The organism is Gordonia sp. J1A (assembly GCF_055393515.1).
In genome coordinates, this window is record NZ_AP041607.1 from 2519803 (window position 1) to 2544243 (window position 24441).

At 68.1% G+C, this 24441-nt stretch carries 22 protein-coding genes and 1 riboswitch; of the genes, 8 read left to right on the plus strand and 14 right to left on the minus strand.

What is annotated here, in order from left to right; all coding sequences use genetic code 11:
- Positions 1-37: 37 nt before the first annotated feature.
- The 3 genes from folE to hpt form a co-directional block, all read right to left on the minus strand.
- Positions 38-688: a GTP cyclohydrolase I FolE gene (gene folE, locus ACZ5QD_RS11795; RefSeq protein WP_006896172.1), complete on the minus strand. Its 651-nt coding sequence runs from the start codon at positions 686-688 to the stop codon at positions 38-40.
- Positions 689-738: 50 nt separating this feature from the next.
- Positions 739-3066, minus strand: a complete 2328-nt coding sequence (gene ftsH, locus ACZ5QD_RS11800; RefSeq protein WP_006896171.1) for an ATP-dependent zinc metalloprotease FtsH — start codon at positions 3064-3066, stop codon at positions 739-741.
- Positions 3067-3283: 217 nt separating this feature from the next.
- The gene (hpt, locus tag ACZ5QD_RS11805) at positions 3284-3847 is read right to left on the minus strand and encodes a hypoxanthine phosphoribosyltransferase (RefSeq protein ID WP_006896170.1); all 564 of its coding nucleotides are present in this window, start codon (positions 3845-3847) and stop codon (positions 3284-3286) included.
- A gap of 251 nt (positions 3848-4098) precedes the next feature.
- Here hpt and ACZ5QD_RS11810 point away from each other — a divergent pair, with 251 nt between their 5' ends.
- Together ACZ5QD_RS11810 and ACZ5QD_RS11815 are read left to right on the plus strand one after the other, a co-directional pair.
- On the plus strand, positions 4099-4809 hold the full coding sequence (locus ACZ5QD_RS11810; RefSeq protein ID WP_006896169.1) for a DUF456 domain-containing protein: 711 nt from the start codon (positions 4099-4101) through the stop codon (positions 4807-4809).
- Positions 4810-5072: 263 nt separating this feature from the next.
- Positions 5073-5741 carry a hypothetical protein gene (locus ACZ5QD_RS11815; RefSeq protein WP_006896168.1) on the plus strand — a complete coding sequence of 223 codons (669 nt, stop codon included), beginning with the start codon at positions 5073-5075 and terminating at the stop codon, positions 5739-5741.
- A gap of 1 nt (position 5742) precedes the next feature.
- On the opposite strand, the gene tilS is transcribed toward ACZ5QD_RS11815, so the two are convergent.
- From tilS to dacB, 3 genes are read right to left on the minus strand one after another with little or no spacing between them, the layout of a single operon-like run.
- Entirely contained in the window at positions 5743-6696 is a 954-nt protein-coding gene (gene tilS, locus ACZ5QD_RS11820; protein ID WP_006896167.1) for a tRNA lysidine(34) synthetase TilS, read from the minus strand.
- A 5-nt stretch (positions 6697-6701) separates the two neighbouring features.
- Positions 6702-7796, minus strand: a complete 1095-nt coding sequence (locus ACZ5QD_RS11825; protein ID WP_006896166.1) for a zinc-dependent metalloprotease — start codon at positions 7794-7796, stop codon at positions 6702-6704.
- Between the two features lie 19 nt (positions 7797-7815).
- The gene (gene dacB, locus ACZ5QD_RS11830; RefSeq protein ID WP_006896165.1) at positions 7816-9162 is read right to left on the minus strand and encodes a D-alanyl-D-alanine carboxypeptidase/D-alanyl-D-alanine endopeptidase; all 1347 of its coding nucleotides are present in this window, start codon (positions 9160-9162) and stop codon (positions 7816-7818) included.
- A 143-nt stretch (positions 9163-9305) separates the two neighbouring features.
- Here dacB and ACZ5QD_RS11835 point away from each other — a divergent pair, with 143 nt between their 5' ends.
- The gene (locus ACZ5QD_RS11835; protein WP_006896164.1) at positions 9306-9785 is read left to right on the plus strand and encodes an inorganic diphosphatase; all 480 of its coding nucleotides are present in this window, start codon (positions 9306-9308) and stop codon (positions 9783-9785) included.
- Positions 9786-10498: 713 nt separating this feature from the next.
- On the opposite strand, the gene ACZ5QD_RS11840 is transcribed toward ACZ5QD_RS11835, so the two are convergent.
- From ACZ5QD_RS11840 to ACZ5QD_RS11850, 3 genes are all read right to left on the minus strand, one after another.
- On the minus strand, positions 10499-12193 hold the full coding sequence (locus ACZ5QD_RS11840; RefSeq protein WP_006896161.1) for an MDR family MFS transporter: 1695 nt from the start codon (positions 12191-12193) through the stop codon (positions 10499-10501).
- Complete coding sequence (locus ACZ5QD_RS11845) at positions 12193-12669, minus strand: MarR family winged helix-turn-helix transcriptional regulator (RefSeq protein WP_039867302.1); 477 nt, start codon at positions 12667-12669, stop codon at positions 12193-12195. Before ACZ5QD_RS11845 ends, ACZ5QD_RS11840 begins: the two co-directional genes overlap by 1 nt.
- Before the next feature lie 152 nt (positions 12670-12821).
- Entirely contained in the window at positions 12822-14057 is a 1236-nt protein-coding gene (locus ACZ5QD_RS11850; protein ID WP_006896158.1) for an aminotransferase class V-fold PLP-dependent enzyme, read from the minus strand.
- 17 nt (positions 14058-14074) lie between these two features.
- A riboswitch (SAM riboswitch) is annotated at positions 14075-14188 on the minus strand.
- 298 nt (positions 14189-14486) lie between these two features.
- Between ACZ5QD_RS11850 and ACZ5QD_RS11855 the strand changes: the two genes are divergently transcribed.
- A complete protein-coding gene (locus ACZ5QD_RS11855; protein WP_231650172.1) occupies positions 14487-15062 on the plus strand; it encodes a hypothetical protein in 576 nt (191 codons plus the stop codon).
- Between the two features lie 23 nt (positions 15063-15085).
- Positions 15086-16192, plus strand: coding sequence for an isochorismate synthase (locus ACZ5QD_RS11860; protein WP_006896156.1), 1107 nt, complete (start codon positions 15086-15088; stop codon positions 16190-16192).
- A gap of 2 nt (positions 16193-16194) precedes the next feature.
- On the opposite strand, the gene ACZ5QD_RS11865 is transcribed toward ACZ5QD_RS11860, so the two are convergent.
- Genes ACZ5QD_RS11865 through ACZ5QD_RS11875 form a run of 3 tightly spaced genes read right to left on the minus strand, consistent with a single transcriptional unit; the run spans position 16195 to position 18300 of the window.
- Positions 16195-17394 (minus strand): O-succinylhomoserine sulfhydrylase, encoded by a 1200-nt coding sequence (locus tag ACZ5QD_RS11865; RefSeq protein WP_045538261.1) that lies wholly within the window; start codon positions 17392-17394, stop codon positions 16195-16197.
- Between the two features lie 13 nt (positions 17395-17407).
- Entirely contained in the window at positions 17408-17821 is a 414-nt protein-coding gene (locus ACZ5QD_RS11870) for a rhodanese-like domain-containing protein (RefSeq protein WP_006896154.1), read from the minus strand.
- The gene (locus ACZ5QD_RS11875) at positions 17818-18300 is read right to left on the minus strand and encodes an Rv0361 family membrane protein (RefSeq protein ID WP_045538260.1); all 483 of its coding nucleotides are present in this window, start codon (positions 18298-18300) and stop codon (positions 17818-17820) included. The genes ACZ5QD_RS11870 and ACZ5QD_RS11875 overlap by 4 nt, the downstream gene beginning before the upstream one ends.
- 203 nt (positions 18301-18503) lie before the next feature.
- Here ACZ5QD_RS11875 and ACZ5QD_RS11880 point away from each other — a divergent pair, with 203 nt between their 5' ends.
- A complete protein-coding gene (locus ACZ5QD_RS11880) occupies positions 18504-19895 on the plus strand; it encodes an FAD-dependent oxidoreductase (protein WP_006896152.1) in 1392 nt (463 codons plus the stop codon).
- Between the two features lie 231 nt (positions 19896-20126).
- Here ACZ5QD_RS11880 and ACZ5QD_RS11885 read toward each other — a convergent pair whose 3' ends face one another.
- Positions 20127-20630, minus strand: a complete 504-nt coding sequence (locus tag ACZ5QD_RS11885; RefSeq protein ID WP_006896151.1) for a hypothetical protein — start codon at positions 20628-20630, stop codon at positions 20127-20129.
- 176 nt (positions 20631-20806) lie between these two features.
- Here ACZ5QD_RS11885 and ACZ5QD_RS11890 point away from each other — a divergent pair, with 176 nt between their 5' ends.
- Positions 20807-21793: a FecCD family ABC transporter permease gene (locus ACZ5QD_RS11890; protein WP_006896150.1), complete on the plus strand. Its 987-nt coding sequence runs from the start codon at positions 20807-20809 to the stop codon at positions 21791-21793.
- The gene (locus ACZ5QD_RS11895; protein WP_464366770.1) at positions 21790-22854 is read left to right on the plus strand and encodes a FecCD family ABC transporter permease; all 1065 of its coding nucleotides are present in this window, start codon (positions 21790-21792) and stop codon (positions 22852-22854) included. Before ACZ5QD_RS11890 ends, ACZ5QD_RS11895 begins: the two co-directional genes overlap by 4 nt.
- 21 nt (positions 22855-22875) lie before the next feature.
- Here ACZ5QD_RS11895 and purT read toward each other — a convergent pair whose 3' ends face one another.
- Complete coding sequence (gene purT, locus ACZ5QD_RS11900) at positions 22876-24393, minus strand: formate-dependent phosphoribosylglycinamide formyltransferase (RefSeq protein WP_464366771.1); 1518 nt, start codon at positions 24391-24393, stop codon at positions 22876-22878.
- Positions 24394-24441: the final 48 nt, after the last annotated feature.

Here is a 24441-nt window from a genome sequence, read left to right on the forward strand (position 1 = left end):
AGCTCGTCGGTCTCCGAACTCACCGGACGCTGCGGGCTCACCGCGTTATGAGGTCGAGTGCTTCGCCGCGGGAGACCGCACTGGTCTTGAACAGGCCGCGCACGGCCGACGTGGTGGTCCGGGCGCCCGGCTTGCGGATGCCGCGCATCGCCATGCACAGATGCTCCGCTTCGATCACCACGATGACGCCGCGCGGGTTCAGCTTGCGGACCAGGGCGTCGGCGATCTGACTGGTGAGCCGTTCCTGCACCTGAGGGCGCTTGGCATACAGGTCGACAACGCGTGCCAGCTTCGACAACCCCGTCACCTGACCGGTATCGCCCGGGATGTAGCCGACGTGCGCCACACCGTGGAAGGAGACCAGGTGATGCTCGCACGTCGAGTACATCGGGATGTCCTTGACCAGCACCAGCTCCTCGTGGTCTTCGTCGAAGACCGTCGCGAGCACCTCGTCGGGATCGGTGTAGAGGCCCGCGAACATCTCGCGGTAGGCGTTCGCCACACGCGTCGGCGTCCGCTTGAGCCCCTCGCGGTCCGGGTCCTCGCCGACGGCGAGCAGCAGTTCCCGAACCGCGGCCTCGGCGCGGGCCTGATCGAAGACCCGCTCGCCGGCCGCCGCCGGTACGCCCAGCGCGTCGACGGCGTGCTCGTTCAGATCACCGTCGTGATCGATGCTGCTGGTGGTCATCTCCCCCTGCTCTCCGTTCACTGGACTCCGGCGTTCAACTCGCGTCTCCTTCACTGACCGTCGCGCGAATCATCTGCCGGCGGCCAACCGGGTGCCGACCAGTCGCGGGGGGCGCCGTAATCCGGCCGAGTCCCGTGGCCGTGCCCCTGCCCGGGCTGCTGATCGGCGCCGGGCGTCCCGTACTGGCGCGGTCCGTCGTGCGGTGCCCCGTACTGCGGCGCCCCGTAGTGGGGTCCGCCGTTCTGGGTTCCGCCGTTCTGGGGCGTCCCGTTCTGGTGCGGCACGTGCGGTTCCGGCACCCCGGACGGCTGCTGACCGTAGGGCGTGCCGTACTGCGGTGCCTGCGCGTGAGGCGGAGCACCGTACTGCACGGGCTGCCCGAAAGCGGGCGCCGCCGGATCGGCCTGGCGGGCCGGAACCGGTACCGGCTCCTCCACCCTCGGCCACGGCTCGCCGCGCTCAGCCGCCAACTCGCCGGGAGTCTTGATCGGCGGCTTGGTGCTCGGGATCCGCTCACCGAAGATGTCGAACTTGGTGATGCGCGGGCGCTTGCCCACCTCCCCGAGGATCGCCTCGAGATCCTTGCGGACCAGGGTCTCCTTCTCCAGCAGAGCGCCGGCCAGCACGTCCAGGACGTCGCGGTACTGGTTCAGGATCGACCACGCCTCGGTGTGCGCGGCCTCGATCAGATTCCGTACCTCGTCGTCGATCTCCGCGGCGACGCCCACCGAGTAGTCCGGTGTCGACCCCATGCCGCGGCCGAGGAACGGATCGCCCTGCTCCTGGCCGTAGCGGACGGCGCCGAGCTTGGCGCTCATGCCGTACTCGGTGACCATCGCCCGCGCGATCTTGGTGGCCTGGTCGATGTCGGAGCTGGCTCCAGTGGTGGGCTCGTGGAAGACGAGCTCCTCGGCGGCACGACCGCCCATGGCCATCACCAGCCGGGCGATCATCTCCGATCGGGTCATCAGGTCCTTGTCCTGCTCCGGAACTGCCAGGGCGTGTCCGCCGGTGCGTCCGCGGGCCAGGATGGTGACCTTGTAGATCGGATCGAGGTCGGGCATCGCCCACGCGGCGAGCGTGTGACCGCTCTCGTGATAGGCGACGACCTTCTTCTCATGCTCGCTGATGATCCGGCTCTTGCGGCGCGGGCCGCCGATCACGCGGTCGACGGCCTCCTCCAGCGCCTCGCCGGTGATGACCGTCTTGTTCTCGCGCGCCGTCAACAGTGCCGACTCGTTGATGACGTTCGCGAGATCGGCACCGGACATGCCCGGGGTGCGCTTGGCGAGCCCGTCGAGGTCGGCGTCCGGCGCGATCGGCTTGCCCTTCGCGTGCACGGCGAGGATCGCCTTGCGCCCGGCGATGTCCGGGTTGCCGACCGGGATCTGGCGGTCGAAGCGGCCGGGACGCAGCAGCGCCGGGTCGAGGATGTCGGGTCGGTTGGTCGCGGCCATGACGATGACGCCGGAACGGTCACCGAAACCGTCCATCTCGACGAGCAGCTGGTTCAGCGTCTGCTCGCGCTCGTCGTGCCCGCCGCCGAGTCCGGCGCCGCGCTGGCGGCCCACCGCGTCGATCTCGTCGACGAAGATGATGCACGGGCTGTTCTGCTTGGCCTGTTCGAACAGGTCGCGCACACGCGAGGCGCCGACACCGACGAACATCTCCACGAAGTCCGAGCCGGAGATCGTGAAGAAGGGCACGCCGGCCTCGCCGGCGACGGCGCGCGCGAGCAGCGTCTTACCGGTGCCGGGCGGACCGTACAGCAGCACACCCTTCGGGATCTTGGCGCCGAGTGCCTGGTACCGAGCCGGGTTCTGCAGGAAGTCGCGGATCTCGTCGAGTTCCTCGACGGCCTCGTCAGCACCCGCCACATCGGCGAAGGTGGTCTTCGGCATGTCCTTGCTGAGCTGTTTGGCCTTCGACTTCCCGAAGCCCATCACCCCGCCGCGTCCACCCTGCATCCGGCTCATCACGAAGAAGAAGAGCCCGAAGAGGATCACCATCGGCAGGACGAAGATCAGGATCGACTGCCAGATCCCGGAGTCCTTGGTGACATTCGTCTGGTACTCGGACCCGGTGTCGACCACGGCGTTGAAGATCTGGCCGGTGACGCCGGCCGGGTACTGGGTCGAGATCTTGCTGGCCTCGGAGTCTCCGACCTTGATCGGATCCTTCAGTTCGATGCGGAGCCGCTGCTCCCGGTCATCGATCTGGATCGACTTGGTGTTCTTCTTGTCCAGCTGGGCCATTGCGACCGACGTGTCGACATCGGTGTACTCGCGATCGGAATTCCGCATCATGCTGAAGCCCCAGATGGCGAACAGAATGACGGCCACGATGGCCAGATTCCGGAACAGTGTCTTGCGATTCATGCGTGTACGCGTGGGCGCGGGTCGTTGTGTTCGGTGTTCACCACGCCGCCGTGCCCATTTGTCCTTCCCGTCGGCTCGAAATACGAGGCTACCTGTAGAGGGCCGGATCGTCGCCGCCGTACGGCCTGCTCCGTCGAGCCCCGGCCCGGGTTGCCGGCTGAAGACTCAACGTCGCAGGTGGTCCGGTTGTTCCGCCGACCGTGCCGCGGCCACCCGATCAGGACGAGTAGACCGACGGATGGAGCCTGCCGACGTACGGCAGGTCGCGGTAGCGCTCGGCGTAGTCGAGTCCGTATCCGACGACGAACTCGTTGGGGATGTCGAAGCCGACGTCGGCCACGTCGAGCGTGGCCCGCACCGCGTCGGGCTTGCGGAGCAGCGTCACCACCTCGAGCGAACGCGGCGAACGCGTCGCGAGGTTCTTGATGAGCCACGAGAGCGTGAGGCCCGAGTCGATGATGTCTTCGACGATCAGCACGTCACGGTCGGTGATGTCGCGGTCCAGGTCCTTGAGGATGCGCACCACCCCCGACGACGAGGTCGACGAGCCGTAACTCGAGACGGCCATGAACTCGAGCTGCGACGGGATCGGCAGGGCGCGGGCGAAGTCGGTCATGAACATCACGGCGCCCTTGAGGACTCCGATCAGGACCAGATCGTCCGGAGCGTTCCGATACCGGTCGCCCACCGCACGCGCCATCTCCACCGTTCGAGCACGGATCTGTTCCTGGGTGATCAGGACTTCTTCGATGTCGTCGCCATAGCTGTCGTCGCGCTCCACCCCTATAGCTTCGCACGGCCCGCGGCCCCCGCGAGACCGGGTTCTCGATGAGCGAACTGCGGAAGTGAGTGCGGAAGGAGGTCCGGAGCGCGTCCGCAGCGCCGATTCCGTGACACAAGTGACGCGTTTCTCGCGCATTCTGCGCATATCTGGTCCGGATCGCCCTGTTCACGCCCTTCGTAGCGGAACGTTGTCGGCGACCGAGCCTCGTGGCGGCGAGGTCATCGAACCACCTCGAAAGAAGTACGAGCATGTCTGTCCGAAACGCACCGCGGGCGATCATCGCGGTCATCGCTGCCGTCGCCGCAATACTCCCCTTCCTGGCCGCGCCCGCGCACGCGGACCCGAACGACCCGCGGCCGCACGCCCGGGTGCAGTCGAACCGCGACCACGCCATCGTCACAGTCGCCAATGCCTCGGTCAGCCGCGAGGACGACACCCTGGTGCTTCGCGACCGGTCCGGACGGGTGCTCGAACGGTTTCCCCTCACGTTCATCGCACCCGACGACCGGACGTACCCCATCGACGCCGATGTCTCCGGACGCACCGTGCGACTGACCCCGTCCAGGGACCTCGCGCGGTCGTCCCGGACCGACGCGGCGCTTCTGGAGAAGGTCCGCGTCGCCGACGCCAACGGCTACAAGAGCAAGGACGAACGCGACGACGCCGCGTTGTCGCGCCTGAGCCGCGAAGTGACCACCGGCGCCACCGTCTCGACCGTGATCGGCGCCGCCTTGGGCGCAGTTCTCGGCGGTGCGGCCGGCTGCCTGTTCGGTCTCGCGGCGGGGCCGCTCGGGTGCTTCTTCGCCGGAGTGCCGCTCGGCGCGACCGCCGGCGCCGGTCTCGGTGTGATCATCTCGGGCGGTGTCGCCGGGGCGGCCGTGCTCCACTACTTCGACACCGTCAACCGGCCCTTCAAGGACCTCACACCGCCGACGTCCACGTCGCCCTCCAAACACTGATCCGTCAGCACTGACTCGGCGACCGCCGAGCCGACCGCGGCCCGCCCGGCTATCCGGGCGGGCCGCTCGGCGTCGTCCGAAGGAACCCTTTTGGCGCATCCCCCGTCACATGAGTCACAGTGTGTGCCGTTCTGGCACATATTTGTCGGGGAAGTCTTAGTTTTCTCTCAGCTCAGTTGCGATCCGGCGTCGAGACCGTCACTTCCGGTGCCGGGTCACGATCGGGGGTTCCGGGCTCACAGCCAGTCACATGAGAGGGAGTCATGTCTCTTCGCACATCACTACGCAGCGTCTTCATCGCCTTACTCGCGCTCGCCACGGCCCTGCCGTTCCTGGCGTCGCCCGCGCATGCCGCACCGCAGCAGCCACGCGCACAGGTCCAGCGCAACGCCGACGACGTCACCGTCAAAGTCTTCGGGGCAACGGTCGCCGTGGAGGGCGGCAACCTGGTGTTCCGTAACGCGTCCGGCAAAGCGCTCGACGTGGTTCCGCTGACCTACGTCGGCAAGGACGCCCGCACGTACCCGATCGACGCCACGGTCAAGGGCGACGTCGCCACGCTGGTGCCGTCGAAGGACGCGGCGCGGTCGACGACCACGCCGGCGAGCGTCCTGGAAGCGGGTAAGAAGCCGGCTCAGCGGGTCATCTGCGGACCGCAGACCCGCAAGCAGCGCGATAAGGAAGCGCTGGACCAGATGAACTCCGAGCTGTCGACTGCTGTCACCATCGGCGGTATCGCCGGTGCCATCATCGGCGCGGTCCTCGGCCTCATCCTCGGAGCTGGCACTCCGACAATTGCCTTCATCGCGGGCCCCATCGGCGCACTGCTCGGTGCCGGCGGTGCGGTCGCGGGTGCCGCCATCAACGGTACGTTCGCCCGCTACTTCAAGACCATCAACAGCCCGTTCAAGCCGAAGATCTGCAACATCTGACTCACCTCGGTACTCGCTTCACCGTGAGCTCTTGAGCCCGCCTCGTCACGACGAGGCGGGCTCGCTCGTCGCCGCCCACCGCGACCGGCCCCTGTCCGTGCCAGTCCGTGATGAGCGCGTCCACGGCGCGGACCACCCGGTACACGGGGTCGTTCGCCCCCACCGATCGGAGCCACCCGCGGAGCACGCGGGTCCGCAGCGCGGCCGGGGCCGAGCGCAGCGGTTGAACGTCCAGCGCCCGGCCGTAGGCACACTCTTCGAGCAGTTCGGTGGCCGGTGGGTCGAGTGCGTCGGCGTCGTCCTGCAGCTGCGACGCGGTGCGCGCGAGTGACTCGGCGGCACCGCCTCCGATGACCTCGTCGAGCAGAGGCAGCACCTCCTTGCGGATCCGCACCCTGGTGAACCGGGGATCATCGTTGTGCGGATCGTCCCAGATCGGGAGTCGCCACCCGGCGCAGGCCTCGCGGGTGTCCGCACGCCGCACTCCGAGCAGCGGCCGTCCCCAGGGCGCGGACCACTCCCGCATCCCGGCGATCGACCGGGCCCCGGAACCTCGAGCCAGCCCGAGCAGGACGGTCTCGGCCTGGTCGTCGAGCGTGTGGCCCAGCAGTACGGGCCGGGAGTCGCGGGCCTCGCCGAGCGCCGCGTACCGCGCGCGACGCGCGGCCGCCTCGAGTCCCCCCGCACCCTCCACGGTCACCTCGCGCACCTCGGCCGAGGCACCCAGTTCGCGGGCCGTCTCGGCGGCTCGCGCGGCCACGGCGGCCGAGCCGGTCTGCAGCCGATGGTCGATCACCACCGCGTGCACGGTGAGGCCGGCCCGGATCGCGGCGGCCGTCAGAGCGAGTGAGTCCGCACCGCCGGACAGCGCGACGCACACCGCGTCGTCGTCCAGGTGCCGATCGGCGAAACCGCGGACCGCGCCGATCAGCGTCTGCTGCGCTCGCCTGGTCATCGCCGCTAGCCGAGCACCCGCTCGATCCAGTCGTCCGGCGCGTCGATCTCCGACATGAGCGGCATCGTCTCGGGCGACGACCAGACGGTGTTGAACCGGTCCATTCCGACGCGGTCGACCACATGGTCCACGAAAGCCTTGCCCCGCACGTACTGCGCCATCTTCGCGTCCATCCCGATCAGCGCGCGGATGAGCCGCTGCAACGGATTCCGGGGCGCCTTGCGACGCTGGTCGAAGGCCGCGCGGATGGTCGCCACCGTCGGCACCTGCGCGGGACCGACAGCGTCCATGACGTGATCGGCGTGCCCTTCGAGCAGCGTCCCGAGCACCAGCACTCGCTCGAACGCCGCGTACTGTTCGGGCGATTGCAGCAGTTGCATGAGGCCGATCACGCCCTTCTCGCGCGGCTTGCCACTGCGGACCGACTCGGTGATGCGGGTGACGAGTTCGGCTACCGACTCGTCTCCTTCGCCGGTGAGCGCGCCGACGTTGGAGCGCATGTAGTCGGCGAGCCACGGGTTCGCCGAGAATTGCACCCGGTGGGTCACTTCGTGCAGGCACACCCACAACCGGAAGTCGGACGGGTCCACGCGGAGCTGACGTTCCACCGCGATGATGTTCGGAGCCACCAGCATCAGCACGCCCGGTTCCCCGGTCTGCGGATCGAGGCTGAATGGGTCGTACTGACCCAGAATCGCGCTCGAGAGGAAGGCCAGCAGACCTCCGGCCTGCACTCCCGCGATCCGTCCGGTGAAACCGGGCCGGTGCGGGCGGACCTCCGGTTGCCGCGTGGCCGCATCGTCCGGACCGAGCATCGCCGGCATCGAGCGCGCGGCGGCGTCGATCCACCCCGATCGGTCCAGGATCTGCGCGGCGGGGACGGCGAGTCCGTCGGCCAGCCCCGTGACCTCCCGTACCGGGCCCTCCGCACGCACCGCCGCGTCCGACAGTTCGGCGTACGCCTGGTCGGAGGTGTAGCGCGTGATCCGCGGGCCGGGCCGGGCGACTCGCTTGCCCACCGTGGCGGCCAGGCCCCAGTCGATGTTCTCGACCGGCGTGGCGGAGGACTCGTCGGAAGCCGAGTGCTCGGGAACGTTCATTGATCTTCCTTCCGGTCGGTCAGCCGCGGCAGCCGCAGTCGCGGAGCGCCCCGACCACCGCGTCCACGGCCGGACGCGCGTCGGCCGGTGAGGTCCCGCCGGAGATCATCGCGAACGCCAGGACTCTGCCGTCGACCGTCTGCACTGTTCCGGTCAACGAACTGACGCCGGTCAGTGTTCCGGTCTTGCCGCGAACCCATCCCGCCCCGTCGGTCGACGCCGGGAAGAACCGGTCGGCCAGGGTTCCGGTGCCGTGAGCGACGGGCAGCGAGTCGAGCAGCGAGCGCAGCTTCGGCCGACCGTTCCCGGCGGCCGCCGACATCAGTTCGTCGAGCAGCGACGCGGGCACGCGATCGGAGTACGAGAGGCCCGAGGAATCCACCAGCGTCGCATCCCCCACGTCGAAACCGTTGGTGCGGAGGGTCTTCAAGACCGCCTGCGCTCCGCCCGAGATGCTCGGCTCACCGCCGGTCGCCTCCGCCAGCTCGATGCCGAGCGACTCGGCGAGGACGTTGTCGCTGTACCGCATCATGTCGCCGACCCGGACCGTCAACGGTGCCGACTTCACCGAGGCGATCACCGGCGCACCCGACGGGGCCGTGGTCTCGGCGACCGGGCTGTTGAGTCCGAGCGCCTCGGCGAGTGCGCGGCCGGCGGCGAGCGCCGGCTGATCGGTGCGCGGCGAGTACTCGTCGTTCGGCTTTAGTCGGCCGCCGTCGACCATCAGCGACTCGATCGGCGTGATGTCGCCGCCCTCGATGTCCCGACGGTCCCAGGTCTTCTGCATCGTCGGGCCGGTGAACAGCGAGGTGTCGACGGCGATGGACGTGACGTGCCTGCCGCTCCGCTTGATCTGCTCGGCCAGATCGGAGATCCGGCCGGGCGAGGAGTAGAACGACGGCTCGCCCGCGGGCGTCGACGTCAGAGTCGGATCGCCCGCTCCCACCAGGATCGCTTCACCGTTCGCGCCGAAGACCACCTCGGTGCTGACGCGCGAATCGTGCGGCAGGGCCAGCAGCACGGCCGATGCGGTGAGGATCTTGGCGTTGGAGGCGGGCACACGTGGTTCGTCGGCGCCCTGCGACCACAGCACTTTTCCGGTCAGCGGGTCGGACACCTGCCCGGTCAGTTTGCCCAGTGCCGGATCCTTCAAGGGCTTCGCCAGTTGCTTCGCGACCCCCGCGGCCGTCGGGACCGGCGCGTTCGGCGACACCGGAACGATGGCCGGGTCCAGCGATGCCGCAGCCGGACGAGCCGGGGTTCCGGGAGGAACCGGATCGGCCCGGTTCTGGTAGAGCCACCAACCGACGCCCGCGCCTGCCACCAGCACCATCACCAGCACGACGATCAGGATCCAGCGCAGCACTCTGCGCGGCCGCCGGGCGGCGGGACTTGTCGGCTGGGCCACGTATCCTCCGGTCTGCGGTCTGCGTTCGACGGTGTTAACAGTATCCTTGACAGCCGTTGAAGCAATTTCCGGACAGTCCGTCAGCAACGCCAGGAGGCAGCATGGAGTTCGAAGTCACCGTCGAGATCCCCAAGGGTGGCCGCAACAAGTACGAGGTCGATCACGAGACGGGCAAGGTCTACCTCGACCGCTACCTGTACACGCCGATGGGCTACCCGGCCGACTACGGCTACATCGACCACACCCTGGGCGAGGACGGCGATCCGCTGGACGCGATGGTGCTGCTCACGGAGTCGGTGTTCCCGGGTGTCATCGTGAAGGCGCGGATCGTCGGCATGTACACGATGACCGACGAGGCAGGCGGCGACGACAAGCTGCTCGCCGTTCCGGCCGGCGACCCGCGCTGGGACCACATCCAGGACATCGACGATGTCAGTGAGTTCGAGCTCAACGCCATCTCGCACTTCTTCGAGCACTACAAGGATCTCGAGCCGGGCAAGGAAGTGACCCCCGGCGGCTGGGTCGGCAAGGCCGAGGCGGCCAAGGTGGCCCAGGCGGCTGTCGACCGCTACCAGGGCTGAGCCCTCCCCGCACAGACCGAAGAGGAGCAGAGCGCACCCGCGCCCTGCTCCTCTTCCGTCTGCGGCTCGTCCCCCGTTTCGACTCGCTGCGCTCGCTCAACAAGCCTGGGAAAAGCCACCCAGCCCCCAGGCTCATCGAGTAAGCCAGCGAGCGCAGCGAGCACGCGCATCGAGACCCCACACCGTTTCGACTCGCTGCGCTCGCTCAACAAGCCTGGGAAAAGCCACCCAGCCCCCAGGCTCATCGAGTAAGCGAGCGAGCGCAGCGAGCACGCGCATCGAGACAAAGCACCGTTTCGACTCGCTGCGCTCGCTCAACAAGCCTGGTGAGAACACTCGCTCAACAAGCCTGGGAAAAGCCACCCAGCCCCCGGGCTCATCGAGTAAGCCAGCGAGCGCAGCGAGCACGCGCATCGAGAACTCACACAGTTTCGACTCGCTCCGCTCGCTCAACAAACCTGGTGAGAACACTCGCTCAACAAGCCTGAGAAAAGCCACCCAGCCCCCAGGCTCATCGAGTAAGCGAGCGAGCGCAGCGAGCACGCGCATCGAGACAAAGCACCGTTTCGACTCGCTGCGCTCGCTCAACAAGCCTGAGAACACTCGCTCAACAAGCCCGCGAACAGCCACCCAGCCCCAGGCTCATCGAGTAAGCGAGCGAGCGCAGCGAGCACGCGCATCGAGACCCAGCAACACGCAGCGACTCGCTCCGGTCAGTCGGCCGCGACCGGCTTCGGGTCGTCGCTCTTGCTCTCGGGCGACGGCGGACGGCGGAGCGAGACCTCCGACCACGTCACCGTGCCGATGATCGACAGGATCGACAGGATCGAGACCGACAGGAACACCTTGTCCATCGAGTCCGCGAAGCCGCGCTTGATCGGCTCCGACAACTCCTTCGGGAGCTTCTCGATGACGGAGGTGTCCTTCATCGTCGCCCCGGCGCCGCCGCCGGCACCGGGGTCCTCCGCCGCGGTGATCAACGAGTGACCGAAGGCCGCCACCTGCGGATCATGGCTGGTAGCCGCCTGCTGGACGGCCGCGGTGAACTCAGGAGTGCCCGACGCGTCTTTGAGCTGATCGGCGATGTTGGGGCCCATCGTCGAGAACAGCAGCGAGAAGAAGACCGCGACGCCGAGCGTGCCGCCGATCTGCCGGAAGAAGGTCGCGGTGCCGGTCGCCATACCGGTGTCGCGGACCGGCAGGATGCTCTGCATCGCCAGCATGAGCGGCTGCATCAGGTTGCCGAGGCCGAAACCGAGTCCGGCTGCCGCCAGCATCACGAGGTACAGCTGGGTCTGCGTGTCGACGAAGTGCAGCAGGAACGACATCGTCGTGATCAGGATGGAGCCGATGATCGGAAACACCTTGTATCGCCCGGTACGCGAGATCAGCTGGCCGGCCATGATGGAACCGATCATCATGCCGGCCACCATCGGCAGCATCTGCAGACCGGCGACCATCGGGCTCGAGCCACGGAGCACCTGGAAGTACTGGGGCAGCATCGAGATACCGCCGAACATGACCGCACCGACGATGAGGGAGACGAGGATGCCCTGTGCGAAGACCCGGTTCTTGAAGACGCGGAGCGGGATGATCGCCTCGTCGCCCATCTTGTTCTCGATCACAATGAACGCGGCGATACCCGCGGCGCCGATCAGGTAACAGATGACGCTGTTCAGCGACGTCCAGCCCCAGTCACGGCCCTGTTCGGCGACGATCAGCAGCGGCGCGACGGCCACCGCGACAGCGGTAGCGCCCCAGTAGTCGGTGCGGTGTCCGGTCAGCTTCTGCTGCGGGTAGTTCAGCACCTTGTAGACCACCACCAGTGCGATGAGGCCGATCGGCACGTTCACCAGGAACACCCAGCGCCAACCGGAGACGCCCAGGATCGAGTTCGCGCCGGCGAGGAAACCGCCGAGCACCGGGCCGAGCACGCTGGACGTGCCGAAGACCGCCAGGAAGTAACCCTGGTACTTGGCGCGTTCCAGCGGTGCGACGATATCGGCGATCGTGGTGATCGCCAGTGTGAACAGACCGCCCGCGCCGAGACCCTGGAGCGCACGGAAGCCGGCCAGCTCGTACATCGACGTCGACATGCTGCACAGGAGCGACCCGATGATGAAGATCGTGATCGCGAGCAGGAAGAACTGCTTGCGTCCGTAGATGTCCGACAGCTTGCCGTAGAGCGGCGTCACGATCGTCGAGGTCACCAGGTAAGCGGTGGTGACCCACGCCTGCAGGTCGTATCCGTGCAGGTCGTCGGCGATGGTGCGGATCGCCGTCGACACGATCGTCTGGTCGAGCGCGGCGAGGAACATGCCGATCATGAGTCCGCTCATGATCGTGAGGACCTGGCGATGCGTCAGGTTCCGGCCGGGGAAGTCGGCGGCGGCAGTTGGTGAACTCATCAATCAGCTTTCGTGGTGCAGGGGAAGATTCGGGTTTCGACCGCGTCGACGAACCGGCCGAGGAGGCGGACGAATATCTCGAACTCCTCCGCGGACCAGTCCTCCACGGTTTCGCCGACGAGTCGTCGTCTCGACTCGGCGATCTCGCAGACCTTCTCCCGGCCGTCGTAGGTGAGGACCAGCTGCGACGCACGCCCGTCTTCGGGGTGCGCCTCGCGCCGGACGAATCCTTCCTTCACCAACTGCGCGACGTGCCGACTGGTGGTCGAGGGGTCTGTCACCAGCCGATCGGCGAGGTCGCGCGAGCGCATCGGGCCGTTCCGCAGGACGAAGAGCGCTCGGTACGCGGCGGTCTCGAGTGAGCCATTGCGTCCGTTCCAGATTCCGGTGTGCAGCGCCCGATCCCTGAGCCGCGTGTATCGGCTGAGGGCGACGAACATCTCGTCGAGCTGTTCGGGCGTCGCTTTCACTCTCATCCCTCTTCGTTGCAGTCTGCAATCAACTAATTGCGCTCTGCAAGTATGAGAGGTGCCGACTCCCGGCCGCAACTGAGAAATTTCGGCATAAATGGACGTACGTCCCGCGCCCGCGAACCCCACCGCGCCCGCTGTGAAAGCGGACGAGAAATCTACCGCCGCACCAGATCCGACAGCGCGGCCAGCAGACGATCGACATCGTCCGACGACGTCCCGAGACCGAAGCTGGCCCGGACCGCACCGTCGGGGTAGCCCAGCTTCCGCAGCAGCGGATGCGCGCAGAACTTGCCGTCGCGCACGCCGATCCCCCGCGTCACCGACAGATATTCGGCGACACTGCGCGGGGAATGGTTCTCCACGGTGAAGCCGGCGATGCCGACGCGGTCGGCCGCATCGTCGAAGACCCGCAGCGGATGCACGCCGGGCAGCAGCGCCAACCCCTCGTCGAGACGCTGCTGCAACCGGTGCTCGTGATAGCCGATCTCCTCGAAACCGATGTCCTGCAGGGCCTGCGCCGCCGCTGCGAGCGCCACCACCCCCAGCGTGTTGGGAGATCCGGCTTCGTGACGAGCGGCACCGGTGTGCCACGCGACTCCGCCGTCGAGGTCGACGTCGGCGGTGGCGCCGCCGCCGGCCAGGTACGGTTCCGCCGCATCGAGCCAGTCGCCGCGGCCCACCAGCACGCCCGCACCGAACGGCGCGTACAGCTTGTGGCCGGAGAAGACGAGGTAGTCGATGCCCCAGGACGCGATCGAGACGGCGCGGTGCGGGACCAGTTGCGCGGCGTCCACCAGAATGCGCGCGCCGTGCCGATGCGCCGCCGCGGCCAGCCGTCCGATCGGCAGCACCTCGCCGGTCACATTCGACGCACCGGTGATCGCGAGCAACGCGGCGGGCGCGGCAGCGAGTTCTGCTTCGAGCCGCCCCACCGTCTCTTCGACGGTGCGGGCCGCCGGCACCACGCGAGCACGGCCGGTCCGGGTCCAGGGCAGCAGGTTGGCGTGGTGCTCGATGTCGAGCACCACCACGTCGCCGGGGGTGACGTGCGCGGCGAGATTGACGGCGTCGGTGGTGTTGCGCGTGAACACCACCGTGTCGTCGCTTCGACCGCCGACGAACCGCCGGACGGTCTCCCGAGCCTGCTCGTATCGCGCTGTCGTGACCTGAGAGAGATGGCCCGCGCCCCGATGCACGCTCGCATACTCGGTCAACGCGCCGGAGAGCCGTTCCGCGACAGACACGAGAGCCGGGGCCGATGCCGCGTAGTCGAGGTTCGCGTAGACGGTCTCGCCCCCTGCGGTGGTCGGCACCGTGGTGTCGGCACCGACCACCGGCGCGAGGGGACGAATGGGTGCCGGGCACACGGCCCGGTCGAGGATTGCGGTCATGACACGACTCCAGTAGATCTCCGCACTTGCCGGACGTCGGTCGACGCCGGCCGGGTCGTCACCTGGAGCACCCCACCGCGGTGGAGGGTTGCCGACCGGCCAGCCAGGGCTTCGCACCGGTTCTCGTGACCCGCCGTCAAGGATGCCGGTACGCGTCATTCGCGGAAAGCATTAAAACCACGGCGGGTGTAATCACCGGCGGATCCGCAGTTAGCGTGGTTTCAACATCCCTGTTCAGAAAGGCCTCCCGTGGTTCATCCGTCCGACCCGCAGTATCCGAGCGGCGCTCCCGGCCGGCCCCTGCCACAACCGCCCCTGACACAACCGCCACAGCCGTCGCCGTACGGGCCGCCCCACCGGTACGGACCCGCGCAGCCGCCGTACGCACCGAACCCCTTCCCGCCCGGCCCGTGGCCGCAGCAGCCGCCGGTGAAGGGTCCGAAGCCGATGTTCTTCGGCATCGTGGCGGTGACCGCACTGGTGGTCGCCGGACTGACGACGCTGCTGATCCTCGCCCCCTGGGACTCCGACCGCGACACCGGTGCGGCGCCGGAGACCACGCGGACGTTCGCGCTCAAGGGCGGGACGTCCGTGGAGGTCCGGGTGCCCGCCGGCTGGACCGCCGTCACCGACACCAACGACGGCGCGCCCGTCGTGGTGCTGCGGGCCGCCGACGACGACCGGGTGCTGTCGCAGATGTCCGACGACCTCACCTCGCTCGGCGAATCCGGCTCGGGGACCCCGGTACACACGGTGGTGGTGTTCGCCGACAGTTGCTCCGGAACCGCCTCCGTCGGCGAGTGGAAGACCAAGAGCCGTGACGACTCCGCGAACGGCCACACCGAGCAGTGGCTGTACGCGACCTCGAGCGTCGACGGTCGCACCTGCGTCAACATGTCGGGTGCCGACGCGGGCGCCGACCCCGTCTCCGCCGGATCCGCGGGCCGCGACCTCCTCAAGCGGTTGATCAGGGAGAAGCGCATCACAGCGACGAAGTCCGTCTAGCCTCTCGCGGGTAACCTGGCCAGGTGCCTGCCGGTCTGTCGTTTCTGCTGTCGAACACCGATCTCAACGCCCGCGGATTCGGAGTGCGCGCCGCGTTCGGCTCCGTGGCGCAGGCGCGAGAGGCCCTCGCCGCCGGCACCGTCGACTTCGTCGGCGGCGCCCTCGGCTTCGACACCGGCGGTCCCGCATCACTGATCGCCCCCGAACGGGTCGACTTCTCCCCCGCAGCCACTCCCGCCACGGTCGACGGCTCGGTGGTCGCGGAGGTCTCGGTGACCCCGGACTCGGTGCACCGCGAGCGAGTCGTCCGCGCACTCGACGCCATCGCGTCGGGCGCCGCCGAGAAGGTGGTCGTGGCTCGCAGTCTGGACGCGTCGCTCACCCGGGCCGTCGAGCCGGTCGAACTGATCGGCCGATTCACGGCCACTGCCGGCGGGTCGACGGTGTTCGCCGCCGATCTGAGCGCGGCGCCGGGACACGACGGCAACTGGCTGATCGGCGCGAGTCCGGAACTCCTGCTCCGCAAACGCGGTTCCATCCTCCAATGCGTTCCCTATGCGGGATCGGCCCCGAAGTTCGACGCCGCAGGCCGTCCCGTTCCGAACGCCGCCGAGGAACTCAGCCGTTCGGCGAAGGACTTGCGCGAGCACGCGTACGTCGTCGACTATCTGCGCGACCTGCTCCAACCGCTGTGCAGCCGTATCGCCATCCCCGACCGGCCGCAGACCATCTCCACCAACCACGTCTGGCATCTGGCGACGCCGATCACCGGAGAGCTGGCCGATCCGACGATCACGGCGCTGGAACTGGCGGCGCTGCTCTCCCCCACACCCGCCGTCTGCGGGACACCGACCGAAGCCGCGGCGCGGATCATCGAGGAGGTCGAAGGACCGCGGGAGTTCTACGCCGGAACCGTCGGCTGGTGCGACGCCGCCGGCGACGGGGAATGGGTGGTCTCGATCCGGTGTCTCGAGCTCGACTCGTCACGCACGAAGGTCAGCGCCTGGGCCGGAGGCGGCATCGTCGCCGGCTCCGACCCCGACGCCGAGGTGGCCGAGACCACGGCGAAGTTCCAGACGGTGCTCAGTGCACTGGCCGACGCGGACCGCCCGGTGCGTGCCGACGCCTGAGCTCAGCCCAGCGCCGCGTCCAGATCGCGCAGCAGATCGTCCGCGCTCTCCAGACCCACCGACAGCCGGACCATCGAGTCGGTGAGACCGATCGCCGCACGGCCGTCGGGCCCCATCGCCCGGTGGGTGGTGGTGGCCGGATGCGTGATGAGGCTCTTGGCGTCACCGAGGTTGTTGGAGATGTCGATGATCTGCAGTCCGTTGAGCACTTCGAAGGCCCGCTCCTTGCCGGAAAGACCCGGCCGGTCGGCGAGTTCGAACGTGATGACCGTTCCCCCGCCGGACATCTGCGAGCGCGCCAGCTCGTACTGCGGGTGCGACGACAGGAAGGGATAGATCGCCTTGGCCACCCGGGGATCGGCGTCGAGGAATTCGGCGACTCGCAGCGCGGTGGCGACCGACTGGTCGAGCCGCAGCTTCATCGTCTCGAGGCCCTTGAGCATCACCCACGCGTTGAACGGACTGAGAGCCGGACCGGTGTGACGCATCAGTTCCCGCACCGGGCCGTCGATGAACTCCTGCGTGCCGAGCACCGCACCGCCCATCACCCGGCCCTGGCCGTCGATGTGCTTGGTCCCCGAATACACGATGACGTCGGCGCCCATGTCCAGACCGCGTTGCAGCAGCGGGGTCGCGAATACGTTGTCGAGCACCACCGTCGCGCCGGCCGCGTGCGCCATCTCCGACACCTTGCGGACATCGACCAGCGTCTGCATCGGATTCGACGGCGTCTCGAAGAACACCGCGTCCGTCGGCTCGGCGAGGGCCCGCTCCCACTGGTCGAGGTCTTCTCCGTCGACGAAGACCGTCTCGACGCCCCAGGACGGGAGGATCTCGTTGCAGATCACGAAGCAGGAACCGAAGAGGCTGCGCGCCGCGACGAGGCGGCTGCCCTTCTTCAGCAGCGCACCCAGTGCCACGAAGACCGCGGCCATGCCGCTCGCCGTGGCGAAGCAGGCCTGCGTCCCCTCGATCTGGCGGAGCCGCTCCTGGAACATCGCGACGGTCGGATTCCCGTAGCGGGTGTAGACGAAACGCTGTTCTTCGCCGGTGAAGGCGCGTTCGGCCGCCTCGGCCGACTCGTAGACGTATCCGCTGTTGAGGTAGAGCGCTTCGGAGGTCTCGAAGAAGCCGGAGCGAAGGATCCCACCGCGCACGGCGACGGTCTCTGGAGAAACCCAGTCGGGCAGCTCTCGGCTCATTTCACAGACTCCTTCATGACTGTCGCCAGGGCAGCGACGCGGCGCGCCAACCGGCCCCGCCACGGTGCCCGTCGGCGTCGATCGGGCCTTCGAACCCGTCGAGAATGTTGTACGCCTGCCCGAATCCGGCGGCGACCGCGGCCTCCGCGGCACCGATGGACCGATGGCCCGAGCGGCACAGGAACAGCAGTTCGTCGTCCGGCTCCACGCCGGCCTCGCGCAGTTGGTCGACGAAGCGCGGATTGGGCGCACCGTTCGGGTAGTCGATCCACTCGACGAACAGCGTGCGCTTGCCGAGCGATTCGGTGTCCGGCACTCCGACGAAGTTCCATTCCGCTTGCGTGCGGCAGTCGATGAGGACTGCCTTCGGATTCTCCGCGAGCCGCTGCCATGCCTGCTCACACGTCACGTCGCCGCTGTAAGTCATCGGTTGCACACCTTCCACTCACCGTTCTCCCGGATCAGCCGCAGCGAGGTCGTCTGCTCGTCGTCCGCGGTGTTCTCGCGGTTCCAATGGGCTTTCACGGTGGCGCTGTCGCCGGTGACTTCCACGTCCATGTTCGGCACGACGATCTTGCCCTTGGCCTCGTTCTCGGCGCGGTTCTGCTCCGCGAACTGGACCGACTTCGGGAAGTCGGCGGCGTCCACATCGGCCTGACAGAACGAGCCGACGTACTGGTCGTAGTTGAGCGTGCCCATCGCGCTGTACATGTCGTTGACCGTGTGCTGCACCTGAGCGGAGTCGCTGAGCCGTTCCTCCGGCGGATTCACCAGGGCGGCGATCAGGACCCACGCCAGCAGCACCACCACGAGCGCACCGGCCAGAATCATCGGGAGCGCCGCTTTCCACGACCGCGGCTGGTCGTCCTCCGGGAGGTCGTGAGACGCCGGCTGGTCTTCGTTCATGACAGCCGAGTGTATCGGCCCATGTCCAGGGACTTTCAACCGTGCCGTCCGGCGACGGGCCACCTTCACCGGGCGCGATTCGTCAATAGTTTTCGGCACCCGATCTTCGACTGAGGTATACCTCACATCGAAATTTTGGCGGCGACCTCACAAGACATAACGTAGAGGTATCCCTGTCCAACCAGCTGAGGAAGCACCTGGAAATGAGTGACAACAGCCGCCCGTTGCGGGTCGCGATCGTCGGTGCCGGGCCGGCCGGCATCTACTGCGCCGATGCACTGATGAAGTCCGACACCGCGTCCGAGCGCGGCGTGAGCATCGATCTCTACGAGCGCATGCCCGCCCCGTTCGGTCTCATCCGGTACGGCGTCGCACCCGATCACCCGCGCATCAAGGGCATCATCACCGCTCTGCACAAGGTGCTCGACAAGCCCCAGGTCCGCCTGCTCGGCAACATCGACTACGGCACCGACATCACCCTCGCCGACCTGCGCAAGCACTACGACGCCGTCGTCTTCTCCACGGGCGCCACCGACGACCGCGCTCTGCAGATCCCGGGCGTCGACCTCGAGCGCAGCTACGGCGCCGGCGAGTTCGTGGCCTGGTACGACGGCCACCCGGACTTCTCCCGCGAATGGCCGCTGGAGGAGGAGAAGGTCGCCGTGATCGGTGTCGGGAACGTGGCCCTCGACGTGGCCCGCGTTCTTGCCAAGACGGGCGACGAGCTGCTCCCGACCGAGATCCCGGACAACGTCTACCAGGGGCTCAAGGCCAACAAGGCGGTGGAGGTGCACGTCTTCGGACGCCGCGGCCCCGCCCAGGCCAAGTTCACTCCGCTGGAGCTCAAGGAACTCGACCACTCGCCGAACATCGAGGTCATCGTCGATCCCGAGGACATCGAGTACGACGAGGGATCCGCCGTCGCGCGCCGCTCCAGCAAGATCACCGACCAGGTCGCGACGATCATCGAGAACTACGCGATCCGCGAGCCCAAGCAGGGTGCGATCCACAAGCTCTTCCTGCACTTCTTCGAGAACCCGACGGAGATCCTCGGCGAGGACGGCAAGGTGGTCGGACTCCGCACCGAGCGCACCGAGCTCGACGGAACCGGCAACGTCAAGGGCACCGGCAAGACCCGCGATTGGGACGTCACCGCCGTCTACCGGGCGGTCGGCTATCTGTCGGACAATCTGCCGGAGATCCCGTTCGACGACCAGGCGGGCGTGATCCCCAACGAGGCCGGCCGGATCTTCGACGACGGCAAGCACCTCACCGGCCTGTACACCACCGGCTGGATCAAGCGCGGTCCGGTCGGCCTCATCGGCCACACCAAGGGCGACGCGAACGAGACCGTCGAGTGCATCCTCGAGGACATGCGCAACGGGGTCCTCAACGAGGTCGAGGACGCCTCCGAGGCCTCCGTCGTGGATCTGCTCGAATCGCGCGGAATCCCGTTCACCACCTGGGACGGCTGGTACCGGCTCGACGAGCACGAGCGCAAGCTCGGCGAAGCGCAGGGCCGCGACCGCGTCAAGGTGGTCGAGCGCGAGGACATGCTCGCCGCCTCCGAACCCCACAAGGTGAACCGGGGCTGACGGCCGCGCTGCCCAGCCCCAGGCTGGTTGAGCGAGCGCAACCCCCAGGCTGGTTGAGCGAGCGCAACCCCCCAGGCTGGTTGAGCGAGCGCAACCCCCCAGGCTGGTTGAGCGAGCGCAGCGAGTCGAAACCACCGTCACCCACCACACCCGAAAACCGAAGGGAGGGCGACCGATCCCGGTCGCCCTCCCTTCGCGTCTGCGACGTCAGTTCACCGCCGTCGCCGGTCTCTACGAGCCGTTGCCGACGGTGGTGGACTTGTCCTTCGGCTGCGCTCGACGCACGTTCTGCCAGAACCCGACGTTGTTCATCGGGTTCTCGACTTGCTGCCCGATGGTGTAGCCGGAGATCGACGCGGGCCAGCAGCCCTTCCATGTGGTGTCGAAGGCGACGAAGGTCTTGCCCGGCTTCAGCTCACCGAGCTTGTTGGTGATCTTGCCGTCCTTGTCCTTCGTCTGCGGAACCCACTTGCTGGCACCGCCGAACTCGGTCACCGTCACACCGGTCATGGTCGAGCCGCCGATGTTCGTGACGCCCATCCAGCGATGCATCTGCCAGACGGGACCGTCGGACCAATTCGGACCCCACAGTTTGAAGGTGCAGGAGATCCCGCCGATGATCTGGAGGTCGCCGGGGGTGCCGGCGTGCGCCTGCGGAACCGCAGCCAGAGAACCCGCGCCGATCGCGCCGGCGGCAGCTACCGCCGCCGCCATCCGTGTCAGGGACTTCTTCATGTCAAGAGCCTTTCGTGTCGTCGGTCGGTAGGTCGACTGGTCCCACCCTTACTCGTGTATCGGGGCTCGCACAGACCTTTGTTACCCAATCGTTCAGGAGACGCACAGGATTGAAACCATCGGCAGACCTGCCCCGGGCCGGGTTCGGCGCCATGACTTAGGTAAGGTATGCCTTTGTGAAAAAGGTGATCGGGGCCGTCGTTCTGGTGGTCGCCATAGGCATCGCGTTCGTCGCATCGATCGCGATCGGCACACGCGACGTGCCGCCGGGTGAGGTCCTGAACGCACTGCTGCACGGATCGAGCAGTCCCGACGGGCTCGGAGTTTTGGTCCACAGCAGGCTGATCCGCACGGTGCTCGGTCTCGTGGTGGGACTGGCGATCGGCGCGGCCGGCGCACTCGCGCAAGGGCATACGCGCAATCCGCTCGCCGACCCCGGTCTGCTCGGGATCAACGCGGGCGCTGCCTGCGCGGTGGTCACCGGGGTTTTCGTCTTCGGTACCTCCGGCCCTCTGGCCAACACCGTCCTGGCGCTGGCGGGCGCGTTCGTCGCCGCGGCGGCGGTGTTCGGGCTGTCGACGGTCACCGGATCGTCGCCGCTGACACTCGTGCTGGCCGGAGCCGGGCTCAGCGCGTGTCTCACGGCGGTGTCCTCCGCACTCGTCCTCTCGGACGGCGCCACCCTCGACACCTGGCGGTTCTGGAACGTCGGAGCCGTCTCGGGCCGCGGCGCCGACGTGCTGTGGACCACGCTGCCCTTCATCGTGGTGGGACTGGTTCTCGCCTTCGCGGGCGGATGGTTCCTCAACCTGATGAGCCTCGGCGACGACATGGCGACGGCATTGGGCGGTCGCGTCGGTCTCATCCGGGTCACCGGCATCATCGGCATCGCGCTCCTCGCCGGGGCCGCGACCGCCGCGTGCGGGCCGATCGTGTTCCTCGGGCTGATCGTTCCCCATATCGCTCGCGCGTTCACCGGGCCCGACTACCGCTGGATCGTCCCCTACTCGGCACTCGCCGGCGCACTTCTGATCCTGGTCTGCGATGTCATCGGCCGGGTCATCGCCCGGCCGGGCGAGGCACAGGTGAGCGTGGTGCTGGCGTTGATCGGCGGGCCGATGCTCATGATCATGGTCCGACGCAGGAGGCTCCCGACCGTATGACCGCCACCGTTCGCCCGCCCATCACCATCGGCGTCGGCAGCGCCCGATGGGTCGTCCGCCGCAGACTCGCGGCCTGCTCCCTCGCCGGCGCCCTGCTCGCGCTGGTCCTCTTCCTGATCGGGCTGTCGGTGGGGTTCACCACGCCCGTCGACGTGGCGCGCATCCTGCTCGGCGGCGGCCGCGTCGCCGAGAACATCGTCATCTTCGACGACATGCTGCCGCGTGTGCTCGTGGCGGCGCTGGCCGGCTTCGGCCTCGGTCTCGCCGGTTGCCTCACACAGGTGATCACCCGCAACCCGCTCGCCGTCCCGGACATGCTGGGCATCACCACCGGCGCGAGTGCCGGTGCCGTACTTGCCCTGACCTCGGCGAGCACCGGATTCGGCGGCTTCTTCGCGAACCTCGGCGTGCCGCTGGCGGCGCTGATCGGCGGCCTCGCGACCGCGGCGCTGATGTACGTGCTGGCCTGGACCAAGGGCCAGGTGGTCACCAGCACACTGCGCCTCATCCTCATCGGTGTCGGAATGACCTGGATGATGCAGGCCGCGGTCGGATACCTGATGTCACGTGCGGACCTGCACGACGCCGCGAGCGCGCAGACGTGGATCATCGGCTCGCTGGCGAATACCGGCTGGAGTTCGGTGCCGCCGGTGGCGGTGGCCGCGGCCATCGGAATCATCTGGACCGCGATCATCGCGCGCACGCTCGCCGTCAGCGGCCTCGGGCCCGACGTGGCCCGTGCGCTCGGCGTACGTCTCGGCGTCGTCACCTACGGAACGCTGCTCACCGCCGTGGTGGTCGCGTCGCTCGCGGTGTCGGCGGCCGGGCCCATCGCCTTCGTGGGCCTGGCCGCGCCGCAGATCGCCGTCCGCCTGGCCCGCAGTTCTCAACCCACGCCGGTGTTCTCGGGCGTGGTCGGGGCGTGCATCGTCCTGGCCGCCGACATCGTGTGCCGCACGGTCCTGCCCGACGGTCTGCCGGTGGGCGTGGTCACCGCGGCGGTCGGCGGACCGTTCCTCGTCTTCATGATCGTGCAGGCGGCACGCAAGTCCTCGGTGTAGCGGATCGTCGGTGCCGGCGGATCAGCTCATACCCGGCGGGATCCGCCCGGGTCGAGGGGGCGGGGGTCCGGCCGGTCGCTGGCCACCGGGCCCCACCGGTCCGCGCGGTCCCGGCTGCGCCATCGGTCCAGGACGCTGCGGAGGTCCCTGAGGCATCGGAGGTCGGGGCATCGGGGGCGCCTCGCGCCGAATCGGGCGCTCCGGAACCCGGATCGCCTGAGTTCCCGCCTCCATCGCCTCGGTATCGGTCTCGTCGGCCGGCGACGGCGCGGTCTGCGGAATCGGCTTGATCTCGGTCGGCGTCTCCGCGTCGTGGTCCGCGCGCAGAGGCGTCACCAGTCCCGCTGCGCGCGTGGCCTTCTCGCGCGCGATCTCAATCGTGGGTGCGGTCGCCACCGCCACCCCCATCCGCCGGCGCGCGTAGCTCTCGGGCTTACCGAACAGGCGCAGATCCACGTCGGGATCGGCGAGGGCGTCGGCGACGCCTGCGAATCCGATGGCCGTGTCCTCGTGCTCGCCGTAAATCACCGCCGAGGCGCCGGGCGCACGGGCGATCGTGTTCACCGGCATTCCGAGGACGGCTCGAGCGTGGAGTTCGAACTCCGACAGGCGCTGCGTGGCCATGGTGACCAGACCGGTGTCGTGCGGGCGCGGGCTCACCTCCGAGAAGTAGACCTCGTCGCCTTTGATGAAGAGTTCGACGCCGAACACTCCCCTGCCGGTGGCGACCCCGTCGCCCATCGCGGTCGCGATCCGGGCCGCGATCGAACGCGCTATGTCGTAGGCGGCCGGGCTCATCGGCTGCGGCTGCCAACTCTCGACGTAGTCTCCGTCCACCTGGCGGTGGCCGATCGGATCGCAGAAGTACGTGGCCAGTCGCCCGGTGGCCGGGTCGACGGCGCGGACCGTGAGAAGGGTGATCTCGTAGTCGAATTCGACGAACCCCTCGACGATCACGCGGTCGTTGTTGACTCGGGCTCCGGTCCGGGCCGCCTCCCACGCCGCGTCGACGTCCTCGGGGCCGCGAAGGACCGACTGCCCCTTGCCCGACGACGACATCACCGGCTTCACCACACACGGGAATCCGATGCTCCCGGCCGCCGCGCGCATCTCCTCGAGCGATCCCGCGAAAAGGTACGGGGACGTCGGCAGGCCGAGTTCTTCGTCGGCCAGCCGCCGGATGCGCTCGCGATTGAGAGTTGCGGAGACGGCCTTCGCGCTCGGGATCACTTCGGCGATCGACTCGGCTTCCACTCGCTCCAGGGCTTCGGTTGCGATGGCCTCGATCTCCGGGAGCACGTAGTGCGGGCGATGTTTGTCGATCACCGCGCGCACTTGGTCCGGATCCATCATGTCGATCACCTCGGCGTGGTGCGCCACCTGGTGCGCCGGGGCGTCGGCGTAGCGATCAACGGCGATCACTTCGACGCCGAACCGCTGCAGCGCGATCGTGACCTCCTTGCCGAGTTCGCCCGAGCCGAGCAGCAACACCTTCACCGCGGTCGGACTCAGCGGAGTTCCGATCACCTTTGCAACCATGCCCCGGATTCTACGGGTGCACAGCTCCGGAGACGGTCGGCGCTCGCT